This window comes from Streptococcus sp. A25 (assembly GCF_043674095.1).
Classification (GTDB): domain Bacteria; phylum Bacillota; class Bacilli; order Lactobacillales; family Streptococcaceae; genus Streptococcus; species Streptococcus suis_V.
Genome location: NZ_JBIMJO010000017.1, coordinates 23,442 through 42,834 on the forward strand (window position 1 = coordinate 23,442; position 19,393 = coordinate 42,834).

20 protein-coding genes, 1 tRNA gene, 1 other RNA gene and 1 pseudogene are annotated in these 19,393 nt (G+C 46.0%); 19 read left to right on the forward strand and 4 right to left on the reverse strand.

Annotation, left to right across the window (positions count from 1 at the left end):
* Positions 1-23: 23 nt before the first annotated feature.
* From ruvB to nrdG, 13 genes are all read left to right on the forward strand, one after another.
* Positions 24-1,025, forward strand: a complete 1,002-nt coding sequence (gene ruvB, locus ACHBID_RS08275; RefSeq protein ID WP_394732113.1) for a Holliday junction branch migration DNA helicase RuvB — start codon at positions 24-26, stop codon at positions 1,023-1,025.
* Entirely contained in the window at positions 1,025-1,771 is a 747-nt protein-coding gene (locus tag ACHBID_RS08280) for a GNAT family N-acetyltransferase (RefSeq protein ID WP_394732112.1), read from the forward strand. The genes ruvB and ACHBID_RS08280 overlap by 1 nt, the downstream gene beginning before the upstream one ends.
* A 1-nt stretch (position 1,772) precedes the next feature.
* Positions 1,773-2,381, forward strand: a complete 609-nt coding sequence (locus ACHBID_RS08285; RefSeq protein WP_394732111.1) for an HAD-IA family hydrolase — start codon at positions 1,773-1,775, stop codon at positions 2,379-2,381.
* A 119-nt stretch (positions 2,382-2,500) separates the two neighbouring features.
* Positions 2,501-3,409: a helix-turn-helix domain-containing protein gene (locus ACHBID_RS08290; RefSeq protein WP_172009721.1), complete on the forward strand. Its 909-nt coding sequence runs from the start codon at positions 2,501-2,503 to the stop codon at positions 3,407-3,409.
* 264 nt (positions 3,410-3,673) lie between these two features.
* A complete protein-coding gene (locus ACHBID_RS08295) occupies positions 3,674-4,909 on the forward strand; it encodes a bifunctional folylpolyglutamate synthase/dihydrofolate synthase (protein ID WP_394732110.1) in 1,236 nt (411 codons plus the stop codon).
* 61 nt (positions 4,910-4,970) lie between these two features.
* Complete coding sequence (locus ACHBID_RS08300; RefSeq protein ID WP_142998731.1) at positions 4,971-5,168, forward strand: hypothetical protein; 198 nt, start codon at positions 4,971-4,973, stop codon at positions 5,166-5,168.
* Between the two features lie 52 nt (positions 5,169-5,220).
* Entirely contained in the window at positions 5,221-6,771 is a 1,551-nt protein-coding gene (locus ACHBID_RS08305) for a quinol oxidase (protein WP_394732109.1), read from the forward strand.
* Positions 6,772-6,907: 136 nt separating this feature from the next.
* Positions 6,908-9,079: an anaerobic ribonucleoside-triphosphate reductase gene (gene nrdD, locus ACHBID_RS08310; protein WP_394732108.1), complete on the forward strand. Its 2,172-nt coding sequence runs from the start codon at positions 6,908-6,910 to the stop codon at positions 9,077-9,079.
* A 103-nt stretch (positions 9,080-9,182) separates the two neighbouring features.
* Positions 9,183-9,317 (forward strand): hypothetical protein, encoded by a 135-nt coding sequence (locus tag ACHBID_RS08315; RefSeq protein WP_014638808.1) that lies wholly within the window; start codon positions 9,183-9,185, stop codon positions 9,315-9,317.
* A 1-nt stretch (position 9,318) separates the two neighbouring features.
* A complete protein-coding gene (locus ACHBID_RS08320; protein WP_394732107.1) occupies positions 9,319-10,656 on the forward strand; it encodes a bifunctional metallophosphatase/5'-nucleotidase in 1,338 nt (445 codons plus the stop codon).
* A gap of 12 nt (positions 10,657-10,668) precedes the next feature.
* Positions 10,669-11,634 carry a Gfo/Idh/MocA family oxidoreductase gene (locus ACHBID_RS08325; protein ID WP_172059556.1) on the forward strand — a complete coding sequence of 322 codons (966 nt, stop codon included), beginning with the start codon at positions 10,669-10,671 and terminating at the stop codon, positions 11,632-11,634.
* Entirely contained in the window at positions 11,603-12,100 is a 498-nt protein-coding gene (locus ACHBID_RS08330) for a GNAT family N-acetyltransferase (RefSeq protein WP_105160537.1), read from the forward strand. The genes ACHBID_RS08325 and ACHBID_RS08330 overlap by 32 nt, the downstream gene beginning before the upstream one ends.
* Position 12,101: 1 nt before the next feature.
* Positions 12,102-12,659 carry an anaerobic ribonucleoside-triphosphate reductase activating protein gene (gene nrdG, locus ACHBID_RS08335; RefSeq protein WP_125266405.1) on the forward strand — a complete coding sequence of 186 codons (558 nt, stop codon included), beginning with the start codon at positions 12,102-12,104 and terminating at the stop codon, positions 12,657-12,659.
* Positions 12,660-12,809: 150 nt separating this feature from the next.
* Here nrdG and ACHBID_RS08340 read toward each other — a convergent pair.
* From ACHBID_RS08340 to ACHBID_RS08350, 3 genes are all read right to left on the reverse strand, one after another.
* Positions 12,810-12,882, reverse strand: a tRNA-Lys gene (locus tag ACHBID_RS08340).
* A 7-nt stretch (positions 12,883-12,889) separates the two neighbouring features.
* Positions 12,890-13,083, reverse strand: a non-coding RNA gene (ssrS, locus tag ACHBID_RS08345) — 6S RNA.
* Positions 13,084-13,154: 71 nt separating this feature from the next.
* On the reverse strand, positions 13,155-14,438 hold the full coding sequence (locus ACHBID_RS08350; protein WP_394732106.1) for a replication-associated recombination protein A: 1,284 nt from the start codon (positions 14,436-14,438) through the stop codon (positions 13,155-13,157).
* 73 nt (positions 14,439-14,511) lie between these two features.
* On the opposite strand from ACHBID_RS08350, the gene ACHBID_RS08355 reads away from it, so the two are divergent.
* From ACHBID_RS08355 to ACHBID_RS08375, 5 genes are all read left to right on the forward strand, one after another.
* Positions 14,512-14,982 (forward strand): DUF3013 family protein, encoded by a 471-nt coding sequence (locus tag ACHBID_RS08355; RefSeq protein ID WP_394732105.1) that lies wholly within the window; start codon positions 14,512-14,514, stop codon positions 14,980-14,982.
* Positions 14,983-15,167: 185 nt separating this feature from the next.
* Positions 15,168-15,608, forward strand: coding sequence for a MepB family protein (locus ACHBID_RS08360; protein WP_172021799.1), 441 nt, complete (start codon positions 15,168-15,170; stop codon positions 15,606-15,608).
* A 109-nt stretch (positions 15,609-15,717) separates the two neighbouring features.
* Positions 15,718-16,671: a 50S ribosomal protein L11 methyltransferase gene (gene prmA / locus ACHBID_RS08365; protein WP_394732103.1), complete on the forward strand. Its 954-nt coding sequence runs from the start codon at positions 15,718-15,720 to the stop codon at positions 16,669-16,671.
* A gap of 1 nt (position 16,672) precedes the next feature.
* On the forward strand, positions 16,673-17,419 hold the full coding sequence (locus tag ACHBID_RS08370; RefSeq protein WP_394732102.1) for a 16S rRNA (uracil(1498)-N(3))-methyltransferase: 747 nt from the start codon (positions 16,673-16,675) through the stop codon (positions 17,417-17,419).
* Positions 17,420-17,422: 3 nt separating this feature from the next.
* Entirely contained in the window at positions 17,423-18,139 is a 717-nt protein-coding gene (locus tag ACHBID_RS08375; protein ID WP_394732101.1) for a DUF554 domain-containing protein, read from the forward strand.
* A gap of 27 nt (positions 18,140-18,166) precedes the next feature.
* Here ACHBID_RS08375 and ACHBID_RS08380 read toward each other — a convergent pair whose 3' ends face one another.
* Complete coding sequence (locus tag ACHBID_RS08380) at positions 18,167-18,700, reverse strand: GNAT family N-acetyltransferase (RefSeq protein WP_394732100.1); 534 nt, start codon at positions 18,698-18,700, stop codon at positions 18,167-18,169.
* 109 nt (positions 18,701-18,809) lie between these two features.
* Here ACHBID_RS08380 and ACHBID_RS08385 point away from each other — a divergent pair.
* Positions 18,810-19,340, forward strand: a pseudogene (locus ACHBID_RS08385) (HD domain-containing protein); the annotation flags it as partial.
* Between the last annotated feature and the right edge of the window lie 53 nt (positions 19,341-19,393).

Consider the following 19,393-nt stretch of genomic DNA (forward strand, 5'->3'; position numbering starts at 1 on the left):
TCATTTTGTGCTATAATGGTTTCATGACAAATCGAATTTTAGACATGGAACAAATGCAGGACGAGGAGTTCGTAGAACGTACCCTGCGTCCGCAGAAATTAAATGAATACATCGGTCAGGACAAGGTCAAGGACCAGCTGAAAATTTTTATCGAGGCAGCCAAATTGCGCGATGAGGCTCTGGACCACACCCTGCTTTTCGGTCCTCCGGGTTTGGGTAAGACCACTATGGCTTTTGTGATTGCCAATGAACTGGGCGTTAATATCAAGCAAACCAGCGGCCCAGTCATTGAAAAGGCGGGTGACTTGGTGGCGCTTCTCAACGACCTAGAGCCAGGCGACGTCCTCTTTATCGATGAAATCCACCGTATGCCTATGGCGGTCGAGGAGATTCTCTACTCAGCCATGGAAGACTTCTACATCGACATCATGATTGGGGCAGGGGAGGCTAGTCGCTCCGTGCATTTGGAGTTGCCGCCTTTTACCCTGATTGGAGCGACCACTCGTGCGGGTATGCTGTCCAATCCTCTGCGGGCCCGTTTTGGGATTACCGGTCATATGGAGTATTACCAACTGGCTGATTTGACGGAGATTGTCGAGCGGACGGCGGATATCTTTGATATGGAGATTACCCATGAAGCCGCTATCGAGCTGGCTCGTCGTTCTCGTGGAACCCCACGTATCGCCAACCGTCTGCTCAAGCGGGTGCGGGATTTTGCCCAGATTATGGGCGACGGCCTGATTGACGATAGCATTACGGATAAGGCCCTGACTATGCTGGATGTGGACCGAGAGGGGCTGGACTATGTGGACCAGAAGATTCTTCGGACTATGATCGAGATGTATAGTGGCGGTCCCGTCGGCCTTAACACCCTGTCGGTCAATATTGCCGAGGAGCGCGAAACGGTGGAGGACATGTACGAACCCTACCTGATTCAGCAGGGCTTCCTCATGCGGACACGGACAGGGCGGGTTGCGACAGCCAAGGCCTACGAGCACTTGGGTTATCCCTATACGGAAAAATAATGGCAGAGCAGATGAGACAAATAGCTCGTTTATTTGGAGATTGGCCTGAGACGATTATCTGGACCTGTTTAGAAGGTACCATGGGAGACATTTATGTTGATGACAGTCAATTGCCCCAGTCAGCTCTAGCTCTCTATGGACGGCAGAGCTTCTTTGGTTTTTTAGCTGGCCAGCCACATCGAGACTTGCTAAAAATGTGCGAGGGAAAGGATATTATTCTAGTCCCCCAAAACCAAGCCTGGTCAGACTTGATAGAAGAAGCTTACGGAGACAGAGTTCGGTTTTTTACTCGATACGCTACGAAAAAGGACACTGAATTTGACCTTGGGCATTTACAGAAACTGGTTAATGACTTGCCTGAAAGCTTTGATGTGAAACTGATTGACCGTAATCTGTACGAGGCTTGTCTGGTAGAGGAATGGTCACGGGATTTGGTTGGAAATTATATAGATGTGAAACAATTTTTGGACTTGGGTCTGGGCTATGTCATCTTGCATAAGGGACAGGTGGTCTCAGGGGCTTCATCCTATGCCAGCTATTCAGCTGGGATTGAGATAGAAGTGGATACTAGGGAAGACTATCGAGGTCTGGGTTTGGCAAAAGCCTGTGCGGCTCAGTTAATTTTAGCTTGTTTAGAACGCGGACTCTATCCAAGCTGGGATGCCCACACCTTGACATCCTTGAAACTGGCTGAAAAGCTGGGTTACCAATTAGACAAGCCCTATCGAGCATATGAATGGAGATAAGATGACACCGACTTTTATCTGGGACTTAGACGGTACCCTGCTAGACTCTTACCAGGCGATTCTAGCAGGTATCGAAGAAACCTATACCCAATTTGATATTCCCGTTGACCGCGAGGAAATTCATGCCTTTATTCTCACTTATTCAGTCAAGGATTTGCTGGCGCGAGATGCTCAGAAATATGGCAAGGACTTGGCGCAGCTCAATCAAGCCCGAGCCAACTCTCTCCGTGAGAAGAACACGGCTATCCAGTTGATGGAGGGCGCGCGTGAGGTGCTGGAATGGACTGTGCAGGAGGGCATTCAAAATTTCGTTTATACCCACAAGAGTGACAATGCTTTTCAGGTTTTGGAGGATCTGGGGGTTCGTCACCATTTCACAGAAATCTTGACCAGCGATTCTGGTTTTGCCCGCAAACCAAGTCCAGAAGCTCTGCTATTTCTCATCAAAAAATACGGACTGGATAAGGAAAATACCTACTATATTGGGGATCGTCTGCTTGATGTGGAAACGGCGGTCAACGCAGGGATTCGGAGTATCAACCTCCAGATTGACGGGGTGGAAGGGAATATAAAAATCGAGAGTTTATTGCAGATTGTTCCGTCAGTATGAATTTAGAAATTTCACATAAAAAATAAACTTTCTACCGTAGTTTACAAAAGAAAGTTTGTTTTTTTCTTGAAAAATTTGGTATAATTAACCATATTTTAGTATAAATAAAGGGGAATTATATGAACGATAAGGAATTTGGGCAACGTATTCGCCAGCTGAGAGAGCAGATTAATTTGACGCGCGAACAGTTTTGTGGTGATGAGGTTGAACTTTCAGTCCGGCAATTGATTCGGATTGAGACTGGCAGCTCAAAACCCACGTTGTCTAAAATCCAGTACATTGCTACACGTTTGGGAATGACCTTGTATGAATTGATGCCAGACTATGTTAAGCTCCCAGATAGATACTCGAAATTAAAGTTTGAGGTTCTCCGCACACCGACCTATGAAAATACGGACTTGATAGAAAAACGCAATCGTCTGATGGAAGAAATTTATGACGACTATTACGACGACCTGCCAGAGGAAGAGCAGATAGCAATTGATGCTTTTCAGTCTTTTGTTGACATATATGAAACAAAGTCTGTCCATTTTGGGAAAGCTATCTTAGATGATTATTTCGAGCAGGTCCATCGTAAAGATAAATTTACTGTTAATGATTTATTGATTGTGCGGCTATATTTGGAGCATTTACAGGATGAGGACATGACCTCGCCAAAATTTCAACATTTTTTAGATATTACCCAGCATTTTCCGGTACAGGTAGAAGCTATAGATTCAAATGAGCTATTTATTTTGCGTGATGTGATGCTAGCTTCTATTGGTATCCTTGGGACTAAGGAGTGTTATGACTATATTCCGCCTATTTTTGATACTCTAGACCAGATAATGGTCCAGACGCACGATTTCCAAAAGAAACCGATTCTGAATCTATTAAAGTGGAAGTACGTACTATATACCAACAGTGACCGTGAAGAGGCACAAAAACTGTACGAAGAGGCCGTTATGTTTGCGAAATTAATAGGTGATGATCATTTGGTGGCTAAACTAGAAGAATCATGGAAAGGGGATTCCACTGGAAAAGTGTAAGATGCTTATGAAGAGCATTATGACAACTTGCAGAAGAGGAGCAGGTTGGGATGAGAGAACTATAAAAAACAAGTGACATTTTTGTCCTGTTTACTGACCCAATAAAATTCTATAATAGTCTCATCAAAATAAAGGAGACTAAAGATTATGAATTTTATTAAGGCATTTACAACGTTCGGAGCTGGCTGGGATTGGTGGTGGAAAGGCTAATATCATATCCGTCAAAAACCAACGCAATTGTTGGTTTTTTGCTATACTTAATACATGCAAACTTTTCACAAATTAGACACCTGGCTCAATAGCAAGCAGGGTCAGCTATTTCATTACAAGCTAGAGAAAATCACCTATGCCCTGGATTTGTTGGGCAAGCCTCACTTGGATTTGCCGGTCATTCATGTGGCGGGGACCAATGGCAAGGGTTCAACGATTGCCTTTATGCGCCAGCTCTTTCAGGCTCACGGACTGCGGGTCGGCAGTTTTGTCTCCCCTCACATGGTCACGGTACACGACAGGATTTGCATTGATCAGACACCGATTTCAGACCAGGATTTTCAGCGCCTTCTCCAGCAGGTCTATGAGTTGGAGCAGGAGGTTGCTACGGTCTATGAACCCTTCCGCTATTTCGAGGTCATGGTTCTAATCATGTTCCTCTATTTTCGCGAGCAGCAGCCTGACCTGGCACTTATCGAAGTTGGCATCGGCGGCCTTTTGGACACGACCAATGTAGTCTCCCCGGCCCTCAGCATCATCACTTCCATAGGTCTGGATCACCAGGATTTATTAGGCGCGACTTTGGGAGAAATAGCAGAGCAGAAAGCAGGAATTATCAAGTCAGAGATGCCTGTTGTTCTAGGACCATTTTCTGCCGACATCAGCCAGCAGATTCGCCAAATTGCTGCTGAAAAAAAAGCTCCAATCTACCAGCTGGGTCAAGAATTTACCTCTAAAGTAGCTACTTTCAATAGTCCAAGTTTTCAGCTGTCAGAATTAGTCTTGGGTCTCCCAGGTCAGCACCAGCAAGAAAATGCGGCCCTGGCCCTGCAGAGTTTCTTGCTTTACATGGAGCAAATTGGGCAAACTGTTTCTGCGGATTTGGTCAGACAGGCTCTAGCCCAAACCAGCTGGGCAGGACGTTTGGAATTGATAGCCGAAAACCCCAAGATATACCTAGACGGTGCCCATAACGTTCCTGCCATGGAACGTTTGATTGAGTTCATTGAGATGCAGGACCAGCCTGTGACCCTCTTATTTTCAGCCCTGCAGCGCAAGGATTTTCAGGAAATGCTGGATTTATTAGAGGAAATATTGCCAGGTATCCAGCTTGTCTTGACCAGCTTTGCCTACGACGGAGCCTTGAAAGAGGAGCAGCGTCAGGGGCTGACCTACGTAGCTGATTATGAAGGCTTTATACAGGAATTTCAGGAACAAGACCAGGGCATCCTGATTGTCACAGGTTCCCTCTATTTCATCTCGGAAGTCCGAAAAAAATATCTGAACTAAGCGGTTTTGGACCGCTTTTTGCGAATAAATAGGTATGAGACAGAAAAATAATGAGGAATTTTTGATAGAGTACAAGCGTGCCCAACGTCATACATTTCGTCAGATTGAACGCTATGCCAGTCTGTTTTCCAATCAGAATGGGAGCAAGATTAGCTATAGGACCATCCGCTATCCCTTGGAGGCTATGGTTCAAGTACAAGAGCTGGACGGAGAAAGGTACAGGGTAGGAAATGATCAAACAACTTCCGAAAGTCAATGACATGCCTCGGGCTTTTTGATATAATAAGTAAAGTAAATCCAAGGAGTGAGTTATGACAGAAGTAGAGTCAAGTGTAGATTTGAGAGATAAAAGTTTGTGGGGTGGCCGCAGGCATCGTTCTCAACGGAGAAAGCAAGCCTACCATGAATTTATACGGAATGTGCCGGATGTGCCTATTTGGCCGACCCTACTGTGGAGTTTATTTCTGAGTGTATTGAATGTTGCCAATCCTCTTTTGAGTTCCTTTGCGACCAATTTGCAGTCACAGGCACTCTATGCAGGCATGGCAATGCAGGCTGGTCATAAGCCTTATGAGTATTTTTTTGGAACCAATGGTGTCCTCTATTACCTAATCTTGGCTGTTGGTTCCCTGTTCAATACGACCATTGGCTTGATGATTTTTCAGTTCATCGCTCTCTTGATAGCAGGGATTTATCTCAATAAGATTAGTGCATATTTTAGTCGTTCACATCGGGTTGCCAACCATATCAATTTTTGGTTCTATTGTTTCTTGCTGGTGGTGGACTTGGGTGGACTCTATGCCAGCATCTTTGCTCTACCTTTTGTGCTGACCAGTATCTGGTTTTTGATTCGCTATATAAATGATGCAGTCAGTGACGAAGGTTTCATTCTCTACGGGATTGATGCGGCGATTGTATTTATGATTTACCCTAAAAGTCTGATTTTATGGCTGGTATCGCCCCTGGTTTTATTTGTGTACAATAGTCGAAACAAGAGGTTGGCGAGAGGTGTTTATCAGTTTTTAGCAACTGTATTTGGTTTTCTTCTCGTTGTCTACACTGTAGGCTATTACACCTTCATCGAGCAGATTCTGGGAATGGCAATTCAACAGACTTTTCTCTACAATATTAGCCTACAATTTACCTATGAAGGCATTTTGATGACCCTGGCTGTGGTTTTTGGGTTCCTGCTGATTTCAGGATTTTTAAATCATATTTTGATAACCCTATTATCTATTAGCAAGGGGCAACAGACAGAAATTAAGCTGATAATGTTACTGGCTTTTCTTGTTCAAATGGTTTTCCTGATTGGGAATCCAAATTTTGAATGGAGCCAATTGACGGCCTTGATTCCGTATGGTTTTGTGCTAGCTGCAGCATCTTTGCATGGTCCAGAAACTGATGAAGAGTTTGAGATGCTGGATGAGGAGGAGAATGAGGATTATAGCTATCTAAAAGCTAGTTATTATCTGCCTATTTTGATGCTTCTAGCCCTGTTTTTCCAACCAACCTACGCCTATCTGTTTGAAGAACCGGTCCGTGTGGAGAGGCAGGAAATAGCCCGCTATATCCGGGATAACACGACCAGTGATGATCCGATTTATGCCTGGGATAATAGTGCACAAGCCTATCTAGAAAGTCAGCGGTTCTCGTCTGCTAATCTGATTACAGCTCAACCCTATCTTAACACGGAAGACAACCGAAACAATTTAATCTATGATTTGAATCAAGGGAGAGCCAAGTATATCTTGGTCAACACGGAGATTCCGCTCTTGGAACAGGTCTCAGCGACCCTAGAAGACAATTATGTCCCTGTCCAACTCAGCTTCAATCACTTCAAACTATATCAAGAAAAAGAATGAAAGCGACTATGAAAGTAGTTGCTTTTATCTATATCTTGTGTAAAAAATGAAAATTTTTGAAAATACATACTAGATATTGATTTTCGTCATTCAAAGTGCTAGACTATAAGCAGTGAGAAAAATGGAGGATAGCCAGATGAAAGTGCAAGAAACAATCTTACCCGAATTAGAATTAGCGGTCTTAAAGCGTGACGGTCGAACGGTCGCTTTTGAACAAGAAAAGATTTATTCTGCCTTGCAGCGGGCTAATCAAGAATTGGACCATCCTGTGTCAGATGCGGGTCTGTCAGTCGTTTTGGCAGGGGTCCTGCAGGAAATTGCCCGTCGTTTTACCAAGGATGTGCAAATTTATGAAATCCAGACGGTTGTCGAACAGGAATTGCTCAAGTCCCACCTCTATGACTTGGCAGAGCGTTATATTCAGTACCGGACGCAACGCGATTTTCGCCGGCATCAAGCGACGGACATCAACTTTGAAATCCACAAATTGCTCAGCAAAGATCAGTCTGTCGTCAATGAAAACGCCAATAAGGATGCGGATGTCTTTAATACGCAACGTGATTTGACGGCTGGGATTGTTGGCAAATCTATCGGGCTCAAGCTCCTGCCAGCCCACGTTGCCAACGCTCACCAGAAGGGGGACATTCATTACCACGATTTGGATTATAGTCCTTACACGCCCATGACCAACTGCTGCCTGATTGATTTCAAGGGCATGTTAGCGCAAGGGTTTAAGATTGGAAATGCCGATGTGGAAAGTCCTAAGTCCATCCAGACAGCGACGGCGCAGATTTCGCAAATTATTGCCAATGTGGCTTCCAGCCAGTACGGTGGCTGCTCGGCGGACCGTATTGACGAAGTGTTGGCGCCTTATGCTGAGCTCAATTATCAAAAGCATTTGAAGGATGCGGAGGAATGGGTGCTGCCAGACAAGGCTGAAGAATATGCACGTGCCAAGACCCAGAAGGATATTTATGACGCTATGCAGTCTTTGGAATATGAAATTAACACGCTCTTTACGTCCAATGGTCAAACGCCCTTTACTTCGCTTGGTTTCGGTTTAGGAACTTCTTGGTTTGAGCGGGAAATCCAGAAGGCGATTCTCAACATCCGTATCAAGGGTTTGGGGCGCGAAGGACGGACAGCCATCTTTCCAAAATTGATTTTCACTGTCAAACGCGGGCTAAATTTGGAGCCCGATTCGCCCAATTATGATATTAAGCAACTGGCGATTGAGTGTGCAACCAAGCGCATGTATCCAGATATGCTGTCTTATGACAAGATTATTGAGTTAACGGGTTCCTTCAAGGTTCCTATGGGTTGCCGTTCTTTCTTGCAAGGTTGGAAGGATGAAAATGGCCTTGAAATCAATTCCGGTCGGATGAATTTGGGTGTGGTGACCGTCAATCTACCACGGATTGCCCTTGAAAGTGGGGGTAGTCAAGAAAAATTCTGGGAAATTTTTGCAGAACGCATGGCCATTGCCAAGGATGCCTTGGTCTATCGTGTCGAGCGGGTCAAGGAAGCGACGCCGGCAAATGCGCCTATTCTCTATCAGTACGGAGCTTTTGGGAAACGTTTGGCCAAGACGGACGCTGTTGATCAGGTCTTTAAGAACCGTCGCGCGACTGTTTCTCTAGGCTATATCGGTCTCTACGAAGTGGCGACTGTGTTTTACGGCGGTGCCTGGGAAGGAAATCCTGAAGCCAAGGACTTCACGGTTTCTATTATCAAGCGGATGAAGGAGTTGGCTGGCGACTGGTCTGACGAATACGGCTACCATTTTTCTGTTTACTCAACCCCATCAGAAAGTTTGACAGACCGTTTCTGCCGTTTGGATACGGAGAAATTCGGATTGGTCAAGGACATTACGGATAAGGAATACTATACAAATTCCTTCCATTATGACGTGCGGAAAAATCCGACGCCGTTTGAAAAGCTGGATTTTGAAAAGGTTTATCCGGAGGCGGGTGCTAGCGGTGGCTTCATCCATTATTGCGAATACCCTGTTCTACAGCAAAATCCCAAGGCTCTCGAGGCGGTGTGGGACTATGCCTATGACCGTGTCGGTTATTTGGGGACCAATACCCCGATTGACCATTGTTATGCCTGCGGTTTTGAAGGCGACTTCGAGCCGACTGAGCGTGGGTTCAAGTGTCCAAACTGTGGCAATAGCGATCCAAAACTAGTAGATGTTGTCAAACGGACCTGTGGTTATCTGGGCAACCCTCAAGCCCGTCCCATGGTCAATGGTCGACACAAGGAAATCATTTCCCGTGTCAAACACATGAATGGGTCTAGTTTATAAAGAATGGACATGAGGGCTTCCGTGGTTTTGAGGAACTACGGAAGTTTGTTATAATAGAGGGAAAATCTAATAGCTCTGCTATGGTCAAAAAGGAGAAAAAACAATGGGTAAATACCAACTAGATGATAAGGGCAAGGCCTTGGTGGCACGCTATCACGAGAAGAATTCCAATGTGAAGCAGGATAAGAAGGCGCGTGTGCAGGAATTGCTCAAGCAAGCTAAGAATAAGAAGAAATAGTATGGACTTTACAGATATCAGCATTCTCCATAGCAATGATATGCACTCTTATATAGAGAATTTTCCCAAGAAGGCAGCGCTGATTGCTGAGATTAAGGAGACAAACCGGGCGAAAAACATTCCGACTTTTGTCTTTGACAGTGGCGACCTTTTTTCGGGGAATATTTTCTTCAATATGTACCGTGGGGTAAAGGAAATCCAGCTCATGAATGCCATTGGTTGTCAGGCCATGACCTTGGGCAATCACGAATTTGACCACGGAGATGAACTGCTCAGTCGCTTGGACGACTTTGCGGCTTTTCCGATTGTCTCCACCAATATTTCCTACCGCAATCCAGCCGATGCAGACGAATTGGTGCCCTTGAAAGACAAGTTGGTCTTTGATATGGCGGGTCGACCGCTCTATGTCTTGGGCTTAACGACCTTGGAGACCGAGGAAGTGGCTTCTCCGACGGACAATGTGGTCTTTGAGGACCACAGACAGGCGCTCAAGCGGACCTTGTCCGAGATGGATAAGCAGGCGCACATTGTCTTGCTCAGTCATTTGGGCTATGATCAAGATGTTCAGCTGGCGGCGGAGTTTCCGGAAATCAATGTCATTTTCGGTGGTCACACCCATACGATTTTGAAAGAACCCAGTCAGGTCGGTAGCGTCAGTATTTTCCAAGCGGGCCAGTATGGGCGTTTTCTGGGCAATCTTCTGCTCCGTTGCTACGAGGACGGCAGTCATGAGGTGCTGTCCTATGACTTGGTGGAGATTGAGCAGCTGACAACAGAAGAACCGACCATTCGGGAATTTATCGAGCGGATGCAGGCGGAGCGCAATGCTCGCTTTGCCCATTCTATTGCGAACCTGCCTCAAACCTTGGATGGTGAGCGGGAGAACATCCGTCAGGGACAGTCTACGCTGGCACCTCTGATTACGCAGGCCCTTTTTGAGCAGGCGGTTGCTCTCGGTTATCAGCCGGACGGAGCGGTCATCAATGGTTTTGGTATTCGGATGTCGCTCAACGCAGGCCCGATTTACTATAGCGATGTGGTCAAGGTTTTGCCCTTCTCCAAGCGCGTGCTCCTGGTCAGTATCAAGGGTCAAGATTTGATGTCCAGCCTCTCGACCGGTCTCTATCCACAGCTTCATGGCATTTCTCGCCAAGGCGATGATTTTTTGGTCAATGGCAGAGCGATTGAGCCGGATACCAGCTACCAGATTGTGACCAACTCCTTTGTCTGGTCTGGTAAGGATAACTATGATGATTTCCACAAGGCGATCATTATACGAGATTTGGGCTTGGATGTGGATATTTTGAGTGAATTTTTAAGGAAAAGATTTGGAAAGTAAGAGGACATGTCCATGCTAAAAATCGGTCTCGTCGGTTTAGGAGGTATTTTTCAAAAGGCCTACCTGACCTATCTGCGGAGTTTGTCAGGCATTGACTGGCATTTGTTCACCCGCAATCAAGAAGTTCTGTCAAGCATTGCGGCCAGTTTGCCCCGCAGTCAGACCTATGCGACAGCACAAGATTTGGCCGAGGCAGACTTGGACGGTGTCATGATTCATGTGGCGACACAGGCCCATGTGGAAATGGCAGAGCTGTTTTTGGAGCGTGGCATTCCTGTCTACATGGACAAGCCACTAGCCGAGGATTTTTACCAGTCGGCAGAGCTTTACAAATTAGCCCAGTCCAAGGGAGTCCTACTCATGGCTGGTTTCAATCGTCGCTTTGCTCCCAAGGTTCAAGAATTGAAAACCAAGCCCAACAAGCGGAGAATTGTCGTCGAGAAAAATGAAGTCAATGGCTTGGGCGACCTGCAATTCAAGCTCTTTGACCTCTTTATCCACCCACTGGATACGGCCCTTTACTTGCTGGATGACCAGCCTCTGTCAGGTTCCTATGCCTACTATCTGGAAAATAATAAACTCAGTCAGGTCAATGTGACCCTTCAAACCGCTCAAACTTCTGTGGTCGTATCCATGAATCTCCAGTCGGGCAGCCGTCGGGAAATCATGGAAGTCCAGACACCGCAAGCGACCCATCAGGTTAAAAACTTAGAAGAATTGCGCACCTTTACCGCCAACCAAGAAATCATAGAAGGCTTTGGTTCTTGGGACACAACTCTTTACAAACGCGGCTTTGAAAGCATTGTCGAAGAGTTTTTCCAAGCCCTAGAAAGCAAGAAAAATCCAGTCAGCCCAAGCTCGAGCCTGCTCAGCCACTGGATCTGTCACCAAATTGTATACGCAGATAAAGGAATAGGAGAATTACATGTCACCATCCCAAACGAAATTGACTTTAAGACGACCAACCTTAGTAGATAAAGAAACGATTTTGGATATGATTGCTGAATTTGAGCGAGAAGAGTCCGCAACAGACGGAGGCAATCTCTTTGCGAATTTTGACTTTGAAAGCTGGTTGCAGCAAGGTCAGGACTGGGAAATGGGACTGAATTTGCCAGAGGGCTTTGTCCCTTCTATCCAGTATGTCTCCTTTGATGATGCTGGGCAAGCAGTCGGTTTTCTCAGTCTACGCCTGCGTCTCAGTGATTATCTGCTCAACATTGGTGGACACATTGGCTATTCTATCCGCCCTAGCCAGCGGCAGAAGGGCTATGCCAAGGAGCAGTTGCGCCTTGGTGTGCAGGAAGCATTTTCCAAAAACATCCCTAAGGTCCTTGTGACCTGTGATGAGACCAATACAGCCAGCAAGCGAACTATCCTAGCCTGCGGAGGTAGCCTCGAAGACGTCCGTCATGGCACGGAGAGATACTATATAGAAGAGTGCTGATATGAACAATCCCAAACCCCAAGAATGGAAATCCGAAGAGCTGAGTCAGGGCCGGATTATGGACTACAAGGCCTTTAACTTTGTGGACGGCGAAGGCGTGCGGTGCTCCCTCTATGTCAGCGGCTGCCTCTTTCACTGTCCTGGTTGTTACAACGTCGCCACCTGGTCCTTCAAGGCCGGCATTCCCTACACCAAGGAACTGGAAGACCGCATCATGACTGACCTGGCCCAGCCCTATGTTCAAGGCTTGACCCTCCTGGGCGGCGAGCCCTTTCTTAATACAGGAACGGTCCTCCCTCTTGTCAAGCGAGTTCGGGAGGAATTGCCAGACAAGGACATTTGGTCCTGGACAGGCTACACATGGGAAGAATTGATGCAGGAAACCCCAGACAAGCTGGAGTTGTTATCCCATTTGGACATCCTAGTCGATGGACGCTATGACAAGACAAAACGCAACCTCATGCTCCAATTTCGCGGTTCTTCTAACCAGCGCATCATTGACGTGCAAAAGTCTCTCCAAGAAGGGAAAGTTATCTTGTGGGAGAGGTTGGAGAAATGACATTTTGCTAACATCAAATCCAGATTTTTTGCATGGTCTGATAGTGATATTTATTGGCTCGAACCAGCTTTCAAGTGGAGCTGGTTTTCTGATTTCTGGACACATAAAAAGCCTTGTTTCCAAGGCTCAAGGAGATGTTTCCCATCATGATCCTCCCTGTAGGGATCGAACCTACGACCCACGGATTAAGAGTCCGCTGCTCTGCCAGCTGAGCTAAGGAAGGTAAAAATAAAAATGCTGTATTGGTACCGGTTATCCATGAATTGTATTGATCCCGCACGCTAGAAGCAGGTGGGTGACGTGTTTCTGACTTAGTTGCTTCTGGGTGTACCAGCCTGCATACTGCCAAAAGATCTTTGTCTCCCTAGTAATACAAAAATAGTCGGTCAACACATAGGTATGAATTCGTATACCACAGCAGTTCTTATTTATGATTTAATATTACCACATTTTTTAAAAAAATCAAGAGAAAATCGGCAAAAAATGAAAACGTTATCAACTTTTTTTCTTGTTTTGTTTTAGCTGCTTGATTTTTTCTTGGGTCATGCCCAAGGCACGTTCATATTTGCCGGTGTCGTTGGCGTTGAAGTAGTCCGCAGTCAGTAACTTATCGGGCAGGTATTGCTGGTCCACCCATTTTTCAGGATAGGCATGGGGATACTGGTAGCCAATGGCATTTCCCAGCTCCTTACTGCCGGCATAGTGACCGTCCCGCAGATGATTTGGGATAGGCAGATGACCGTTTTTTCGCAAATCAGCCAGAGCTGCATCCATAGCCAGATAGGCAGAATTGGACTTGGGAGAAAGAGCCAAATCGACTACTACATTGGCAATCAAAATCCGTGCCTCTGGGAATCCGATTTTCTGGGCAGCTTCAAGGGCAGTCACCGTATGAATCTGAGCCTCTGGATTGGCCAAGCCGATGTCTTCATAGGCAATGACCGTCAAACGACGAGCAAGACTAGGCAAGTCTTCCGCTTCAATCAAGCGGGCAGCGTAGTGAAGGCTGGCATTGACATCGCTACCCCGAATGGATTTTTGCAGGGCGGAGAGAATGTCGTAGTGGGCATCACCGTTCTTGTCCATGCTGATGTAGGACTTTTGCAGGCTATTTTCCACGGCATCCAAGTCGATATGACGGCTACCGTCGTCACTTTCCTTGGTCGAAAGCACAGCCAGTTCTAGAGAATTGTAGGCAGCACGGAGGTCGCCATTGGTCGCATTTGCCAGAAAATCCAGAGTCTCAGGTTCAATGGTGACGGGGAAGTCAAAACCGCGTTCGCTGTCTGTCAAAGCCAACTCCAAGGCCTGTCGGATATGGCTGGTTTGCAAAGGCTGCAACTCAAAAATCTGCACCCGACTGCGAATGGCAGGCAGAATCGAGAAAAATGGATTTTCTGTCGTTGCCCCAATCATGATGATATTGCCATTTTCCAAAAGAGGGAGCAGGAAGTCCTGCTTGGTCTTGTTAAGGCGGTGGATTTCATCGAGTAGGAGAACTAGACCGCCAGAAAACTTAGCCTCTTCAGCGATTTCCTGCAGGCGTTTTTGGTTGTCGGTCGTGGCATTAAAGGTCCGAAAGGCATACTTGGTCGTGCCAGCAATTGCGGACGCAATCGAGGTCTTGCCAATTCCCGGCGGACCGTAGAGAATCATGGACGACAGCATATTGGCATCAATCATGCGGCGGATAATCTTTCCAGGACCGACTAGGTGTTCCTGACCGATGACCTCATCAATGGATTTGGGCCGCATACGAAGGGCGAGATTGGCTGGCATAGGCTTCCTTTCGTTTCTTTTGTTAGCTGATTATGGTACACTTATTATAACACAAAATTAAAAGAGGACTGACATGGCAAAACATAGCTTTTTAGATGTGCTGGAAGCAGCACTGGACAAACATTTTACCTACGATTACGAGCTTAACTGGGACAAGAAAAATCATGCTGTTGAGTTGGCTTTTATCTTGGAAGCACAAAATGCGGCTGGGATTGAGACGGTGGACGATGAAGGCAATGCTTCTGCGGAGGATATTTTCCTGGAGGAGTATGTCCTTTTCTACAACCAGGACAAGTCTCGCTTTGACGAGGAAGACTACCTGGTCGCTCTGCCATTTGACGCCAAGAAGGGCTTTTCAGCAGAGTTTCTGACCTACTTTGCAGGCTTTCTTAAGGACACCGCAGACCAAGGTCTAGATGACCTCATGGACTTTTTGGCGGACCCAGAAGCCCAAGAATTTGCGATTGCTTGGGATAGCGAGGTTTTTGAAAAAGGCAGAGCAGACTTGGTAGAGGGGGAATTTTACCCATATCCGAGGTATTAGGATATGGCGTAATAGTTTGATTTTATAACTTATGTGACAAATACATTAATAATGTTGAAGAAATCCATACTTGCTACCGAATAGCCAACCATTCCATGGAATTTATGCTACTGGGCTGAGATTGCTACTATTGGGTTATATAGTGTTTCGAAAAGGTTGAAGTAAAAAGAATATCTGGAGAAATGATGAAAATAATAGAGGTACTCAAAGAGCAGTTTGATAGTTTTGAGGTAATTGAAGAAAAGTGGAATGAGCAGTATGAGGGGATTTTAATAAAAGTAAATGGTCAATCACGTTATAAAAGATGTCGTCTAGCTCATAAAACACCAAGAAAAGAGGGCTATTTCACAGCTTTTTGGAAAAAAGATCAATTTAATAAAAATATTCCATTTTCGGATCGGGATATGATTGATGAACTGATTATTGTTATTAATGATGGTCAGCAGAAAGGGATGTTCCTGATTCCGAAGAACGTTTCTATAACGCAGAACATTATTTCTACCAAAACCTCTAAAGGAAAAATGGCAATGCGTTTTTACCCACCATGGTGTCAAGATTTGAACAAAACCGCACTAGCTACTCAAAAATGGCAGCTCAATTATTTTATAGATTTGAGTGAAAAATAACAAAATTATATTAATTTTAAGAAAGGAAATGAACACGCCCTAAACTCTGTGTAAAAAATAAAGATTTTCTATTTTTACGTTGCGCTTTATGGGCCTGGTATCTTATTTTATGAACTCATGGCAAGAATTAACCATTCACGTACATCGTGATGCAGAAGAGGCAGTTTCAAATCTCATGATTGAAACGGGCAGTCAGGGGGTGGCCATTAGCGACTCGGCTGACTATGTGGGACAGGAGGACCGTTTCGGTGAACTCTATCCCGAGGTGGAGCAGTCAGACATGATTGCGATTACGGCCTACTATCCTGATACTTTGGATATTGAGGAAATCAAGGCAGATTTGGCTACTCGCTTGGCGGATTTGACAGGCTTTGGTTTGGAAATAGGTCAGATTAGCTTAGAAAGTCAGGAATTGGCAGAGGAAGACTGGGCGGACAATTGGAAGAAATACTATGAGCCAGCTCGCATTACCCACGATTTGACCATTGTACCATCTTGGACGGACTACGAGGCGACTGCTGGTGAGAAGATTATCCGTTTAGATCCAGGCATGGCTTTCGGTACGGGCACCCACCCGACCACTAAGATGAGCCTTTTTGCTCTTTCGCAGGTTCTGCGTGGTGGTGAAACGGTCATCGACGTTGGCACAGGCTCAGGCGTCCTCTCCATTGCAAGTTCTCTCTTGGGTGCCAAGGAGATTTACGCCTATGACTTGGATGAGGTGGCGGTGCGTGTAGCTCAGGAAAACATTGACCTCAATGCCAATACTAGCAATATTCATGTCGCGGCAGGTGACTTGCTTCGTGGCGTTGATATTAAAGCAGAAGTTATCGTTGCCAACATCTTGGCGGACATTCTCATCCATCTGACCGAGGATGCCTACCGTCTGGTCAAGGAAGAGGGCTACCTGATTATGAGCGGTATCATCGCGGACAAGTGGGATATGGTGCGAGCATCTGCGGAGGCGGCTGGCTTCTTCCTTGAGACCCATATGATCCAGGGCGAGTGGAATTGCTGTGTCTTCAAGAAAACAGCTGACCGCTCAGGTGTGATTGGAGGCTAGGATGCAGCAGTATTTTGTCAATGGCAGAGCACCGCAGGGCGTGTTCCAGATTAGCGATAAGGATACTGCCAAGCATATGTTTTCTGTCATGCGCTTGCAGGCAGATGACCAGCTTGTCCTGGTCTTTGACGATGGAGTAAAACGCTTGGCACGGGTAGTGGATAGCCAGAGCCAATCTGTTGAGGTTATCGAAAAATTGGCTGACAATGTCGAATTACCTGTCTCCGTTACTGTTGCCATGGGTTTTCCCAAGGGAGATAAGCTCGAATTTGTCGCCCAAAAGGCAACAGAGTTAGGCATGGCAGCCCTCTGGGCCTTTCCAGCTGACTGGTCCGTGGTCAAATGGGACGGTAAAAAGTTAGCCAAAAAAGCAGAGAAGCTAGAAAAAATTGCCCAAGGCGCAGCCGAGCAAAGCAAACGCAATCGGATTCCAGCTGTTCGCTTGTTTGAGAAAAAATCTGATTTCCTAGCCCAGCTGGCAGGATTTGACCGGATTATCTTAGCCTACGAAGAGGCTGCAAAAGAGGGCGAACAAGCCAACCTGGTGAAAATCTTGTCTGGCTTAGAAATCGGCCAATCAGTTCTGGTCATCGTCGGTCCAGAAGGTGGCGTGTCGCCTGAGGAAGTAGCCGCATTTGAAGGAGCAGGAGCGGTCAAGACAGGCCTTGGTCCTCGCATTCTCCGAGCGGAAACAGCTCCGCTTTATGCTCTTTCTGCTATTAGCTACGCAACGGAATTGTTGAGGTAGTCCATGTTTGCCTTAGGAACCATTATCAATACAGTGGCCATCGCCCTAGCAGGTTTGCTAGGGTCTTGGTTTGGTCATTTACTGAAAGAACGCCATCAATCAGGTTTAACGGTGGCGAGCGGGCTAGCTGTCTTATTTTTAGGAATTTCAGGTAGTTTGGAAGGCCTGCTGACAGTTGTTGACGGTCAACTCAAAAGTCAAAATAGCATGCTTTTGGTCCTTAGTCTGTCCTTGGGGACCTTGATTGGGGAAGTACTGCATATCGAAGGCTGGTTTGAAAGGCTGGGTGTTTGGCTCCGTGAAAAATCAGGAAACAGCCAAGATGGGCAATTCTTAGATGCTTTCCTGACAGCGTCATTGACCGTTTGTATCGGTGCCATGGCTATACTAGGAGCCATCCAAGATGGATTGACGGGTGATTATCGCTTGTTGGCCGTTAAGAGTATTTTGGACTTTATTATCATTTTGATTATGACCTCGAGTTTGGGCAAGGGGGCTGGATTTTCAGCGGTACCAGTCTTTCTCTTTCAAGGGGCTATTACCCTCTTGGCAAGTTTGATTGAGCCGCTGATGACGGCTCAGGCGCTTGCCAATCTCTCCTTTATCGGCTCCGCCCTCATCTTCTGCGTCGGTGTCAATATCATCTGGGACAAAAAGATTCGCGTTGCCAATATGTTGCCTGCCATTCTTATCGCGGTTGTTTGGAGCTACTTTGCATAAGAAAAACCAGGATTTCCCTGGTTTTTACTATTTTCGCTCAAATTGCAAGAGGCTGACCTGCCCTAAGCCCTTCCAGACCTCCTCGATTTGCCCACTCTGTTGGAAACCATTTTTCAGTAGCACCTTCTGAGAGGCTCTGTTTTCTGGCAGGACAAAGGCAAGGATTGCTTTTATCTGACGTTCTTCCATTAGGAAATGGCAGAGCAGGCTGACTGCCTGACTAGCTAGACCCTGATTCCAGAAGGCATGATGAATCCGATAGCCAATGGTTATCGATGCAGACCGTTTCTTGTGGTCGAAAACTTCCAAAACGCCAATCAATTTTCCTTGAAATTCTAGTCCTAAAAACAATCTTTTTTTCTTATCAAAATCACGTTGGAAATGACTGATTCGTTTGCGAAGGGTTTCTTTATTTTTAGTTGACGTGTTAGGAGTGTATTGGAAATGAAGGGGATTGGAATAGATTTCCCAAAGGTCGTCTAGATCACTTTCTTGGATGTGTCGTAGTAAAATCGGAGGGTGGTCAAGAAATGGGATAGTGTCAAATAATGTATTAATCATAAAGATAGTATATCTGAAAAATAGACTTTCTCAAACCCTTTCAGCGCTTTCCTTTTTCTTTTCCAGTGAAAATGGTAAAATAATAGGAAATAGCTAGGGAGAGAAGTAAATGAAAGAAGTCAATTATACAGGAGAAGAGGTCGTTGGGCTAACAGCCACCTACCTTCCAGCCGAAGATGTTGCTTTTGTTCAGAAGGCCTTGGATTTTGCGACGGAAGCTCATAAGCTACAATTTCGAAAATCAGGTGAACCTTATATTGTCCACCCTATCCAAGTAGCAGGTATCTTGGCAGGTCTAAAGCTAGATGCGGTGACGGTTGCCTGTGGTTTCTTACATGATGTGGTTGAAGATACGGATGTAACATTGGATGAGATGGAGGCTGAATTTGGTCCAGAGGTTCGGCATATTGTCGGTGGGGTGACCAAGTTAGGTAAGGTCGAGTACAAGTCTCATGAGGAGCAACTAGCTGAAAACCACCGCAACATGCTGATTGCCATGTCTCAGGATATGCGGGTTATCCTGGTCAAACTGGCTGACCGCCTTCATAATATGCGAACCCTCAAGCATCTCCGACCAGACAAGCGGGAGCGGATTTCACGTGAAACAATGGAAATCTATGCTCCTCTTGCCCACCGTCTGGAGCAAGAGGGCAAACTTCTGGGTACCTATACAGTGAAAACTCCACAAGAAGA

Excerpts from the sequence above, each read along its gene's own strand:
- ACHBID_RS08315 (WP_014638808.1), top strand. The coding sequence starts at position 9,183 with ATGGGTAAATACCAACTAGATGATAAGGGCAAGGCCTTGGTGGCACGC.
- ACHBID_RS08350 (WP_394732106.1), bottom strand. The coding sequence starts at position 14,438 with ATGCCAGCCAATCTCGCCCTTCGTATGCGGCCCAAATCCATTGATGAG.
- ACHBID_RS08355 (WP_394732105.1), top strand. The coding sequence starts at position 14,512 with ATGGCAAAACATAGCTTTTTAGATGTGCTGGAAGCAGCACTGGACAAA.
- ACHBID_RS08375 (WP_394732101.1), top strand. The coding sequence starts at position 17,423 with ATGTTTGCCTTAGGAACCATTATCAATACAGTGGCCATCGCCCTAGCA.
- ACHBID_RS08360 (WP_172021799.1), top strand. The coding sequence starts at position 15,168 with ATGAAAATAATAGAGGTACTCAAAGAGCAGTTTGATAGTTTTGAGGTA.
- ACHBID_RS08285 (WP_394732111.1), top strand. The coding sequence starts at position 1,773 with ATGACACCGACTTTTATCTGGGACTTAGACGGTACCCTGCTAGACTCT.
- ACHBID_RS08325 (WP_172059556.1), top strand. The coding sequence starts at position 10,669 with ATGCTAAAAATCGGTCTCGTCGGTTTAGGAGGTATTTTTCAAAAGGCC.
- ACHBID_RS08295 (WP_394732110.1), top strand. The coding sequence starts at position 3,674 with ATGCAAACTTTTCACAAATTAGACACCTGGCTCAATAGCAAGCAGGGT.
- ACHBID_RS08320 (WP_394732107.1), top strand. The coding sequence starts at position 9,319 with ATGGACTTTACAGATATCAGCATTCTCCATAGCAATGATATGCACTCT.
- ACHBID_RS08290 (WP_172009721.1), top strand. The coding sequence starts at position 2,501 with ATGAACGATAAGGAATTTGGGCAACGTATTCGCCAGCTGAGAGAGCAG.
- ACHBID_RS08280 (WP_394732112.1), top strand. The coding sequence starts at position 1,025 with ATGGCAGAGCAGATGAGACAAATAGCTCGTTTATTTGGAGATTGGCCT.
- ACHBID_RS08305 (WP_394732109.1), top strand. The coding sequence starts at position 5,221 with ATGACAGAAGTAGAGTCAAGTGTAGATTTGAGAGATAAAAGTTTGTGG.
- nrdD (WP_394732108.1), top strand. The coding sequence starts at position 6,908 with ATGAAAGTGCAAGAAACAATCTTACCCGAATTAGAATTAGCGGTCTTA.
- ACHBID_RS08370 (WP_394732102.1), top strand. The coding sequence starts at position 16,673 with ATGCAGCAGTATTTTGTCAATGGCAGAGCACCGCAGGGCGTGTTCCAG.
- ACHBID_RS08380 (WP_394732100.1), bottom strand. The coding sequence starts at position 18,700 with ATGATTAATACATTATTTGACACTATCCCATTTCTTGACCACCCTCCG.
- prmA (WP_394732103.1), top strand. The coding sequence starts at position 15,718 with ATGAACTCATGGCAAGAATTAACCATTCACGTACATCGTGATGCAGAA.
- nrdG (WP_125266405.1), top strand. The coding sequence starts at position 12,102 with ATGAACAATCCCAAACCCCAAGAATGGAAATCCGAAGAGCTGAGTCAG.
- ruvB (WP_394732113.1), top strand. The coding sequence starts at position 24 with ATGACAAATCGAATTTTAGACATGGAACAAATGCAGGACGAGGAGTTC.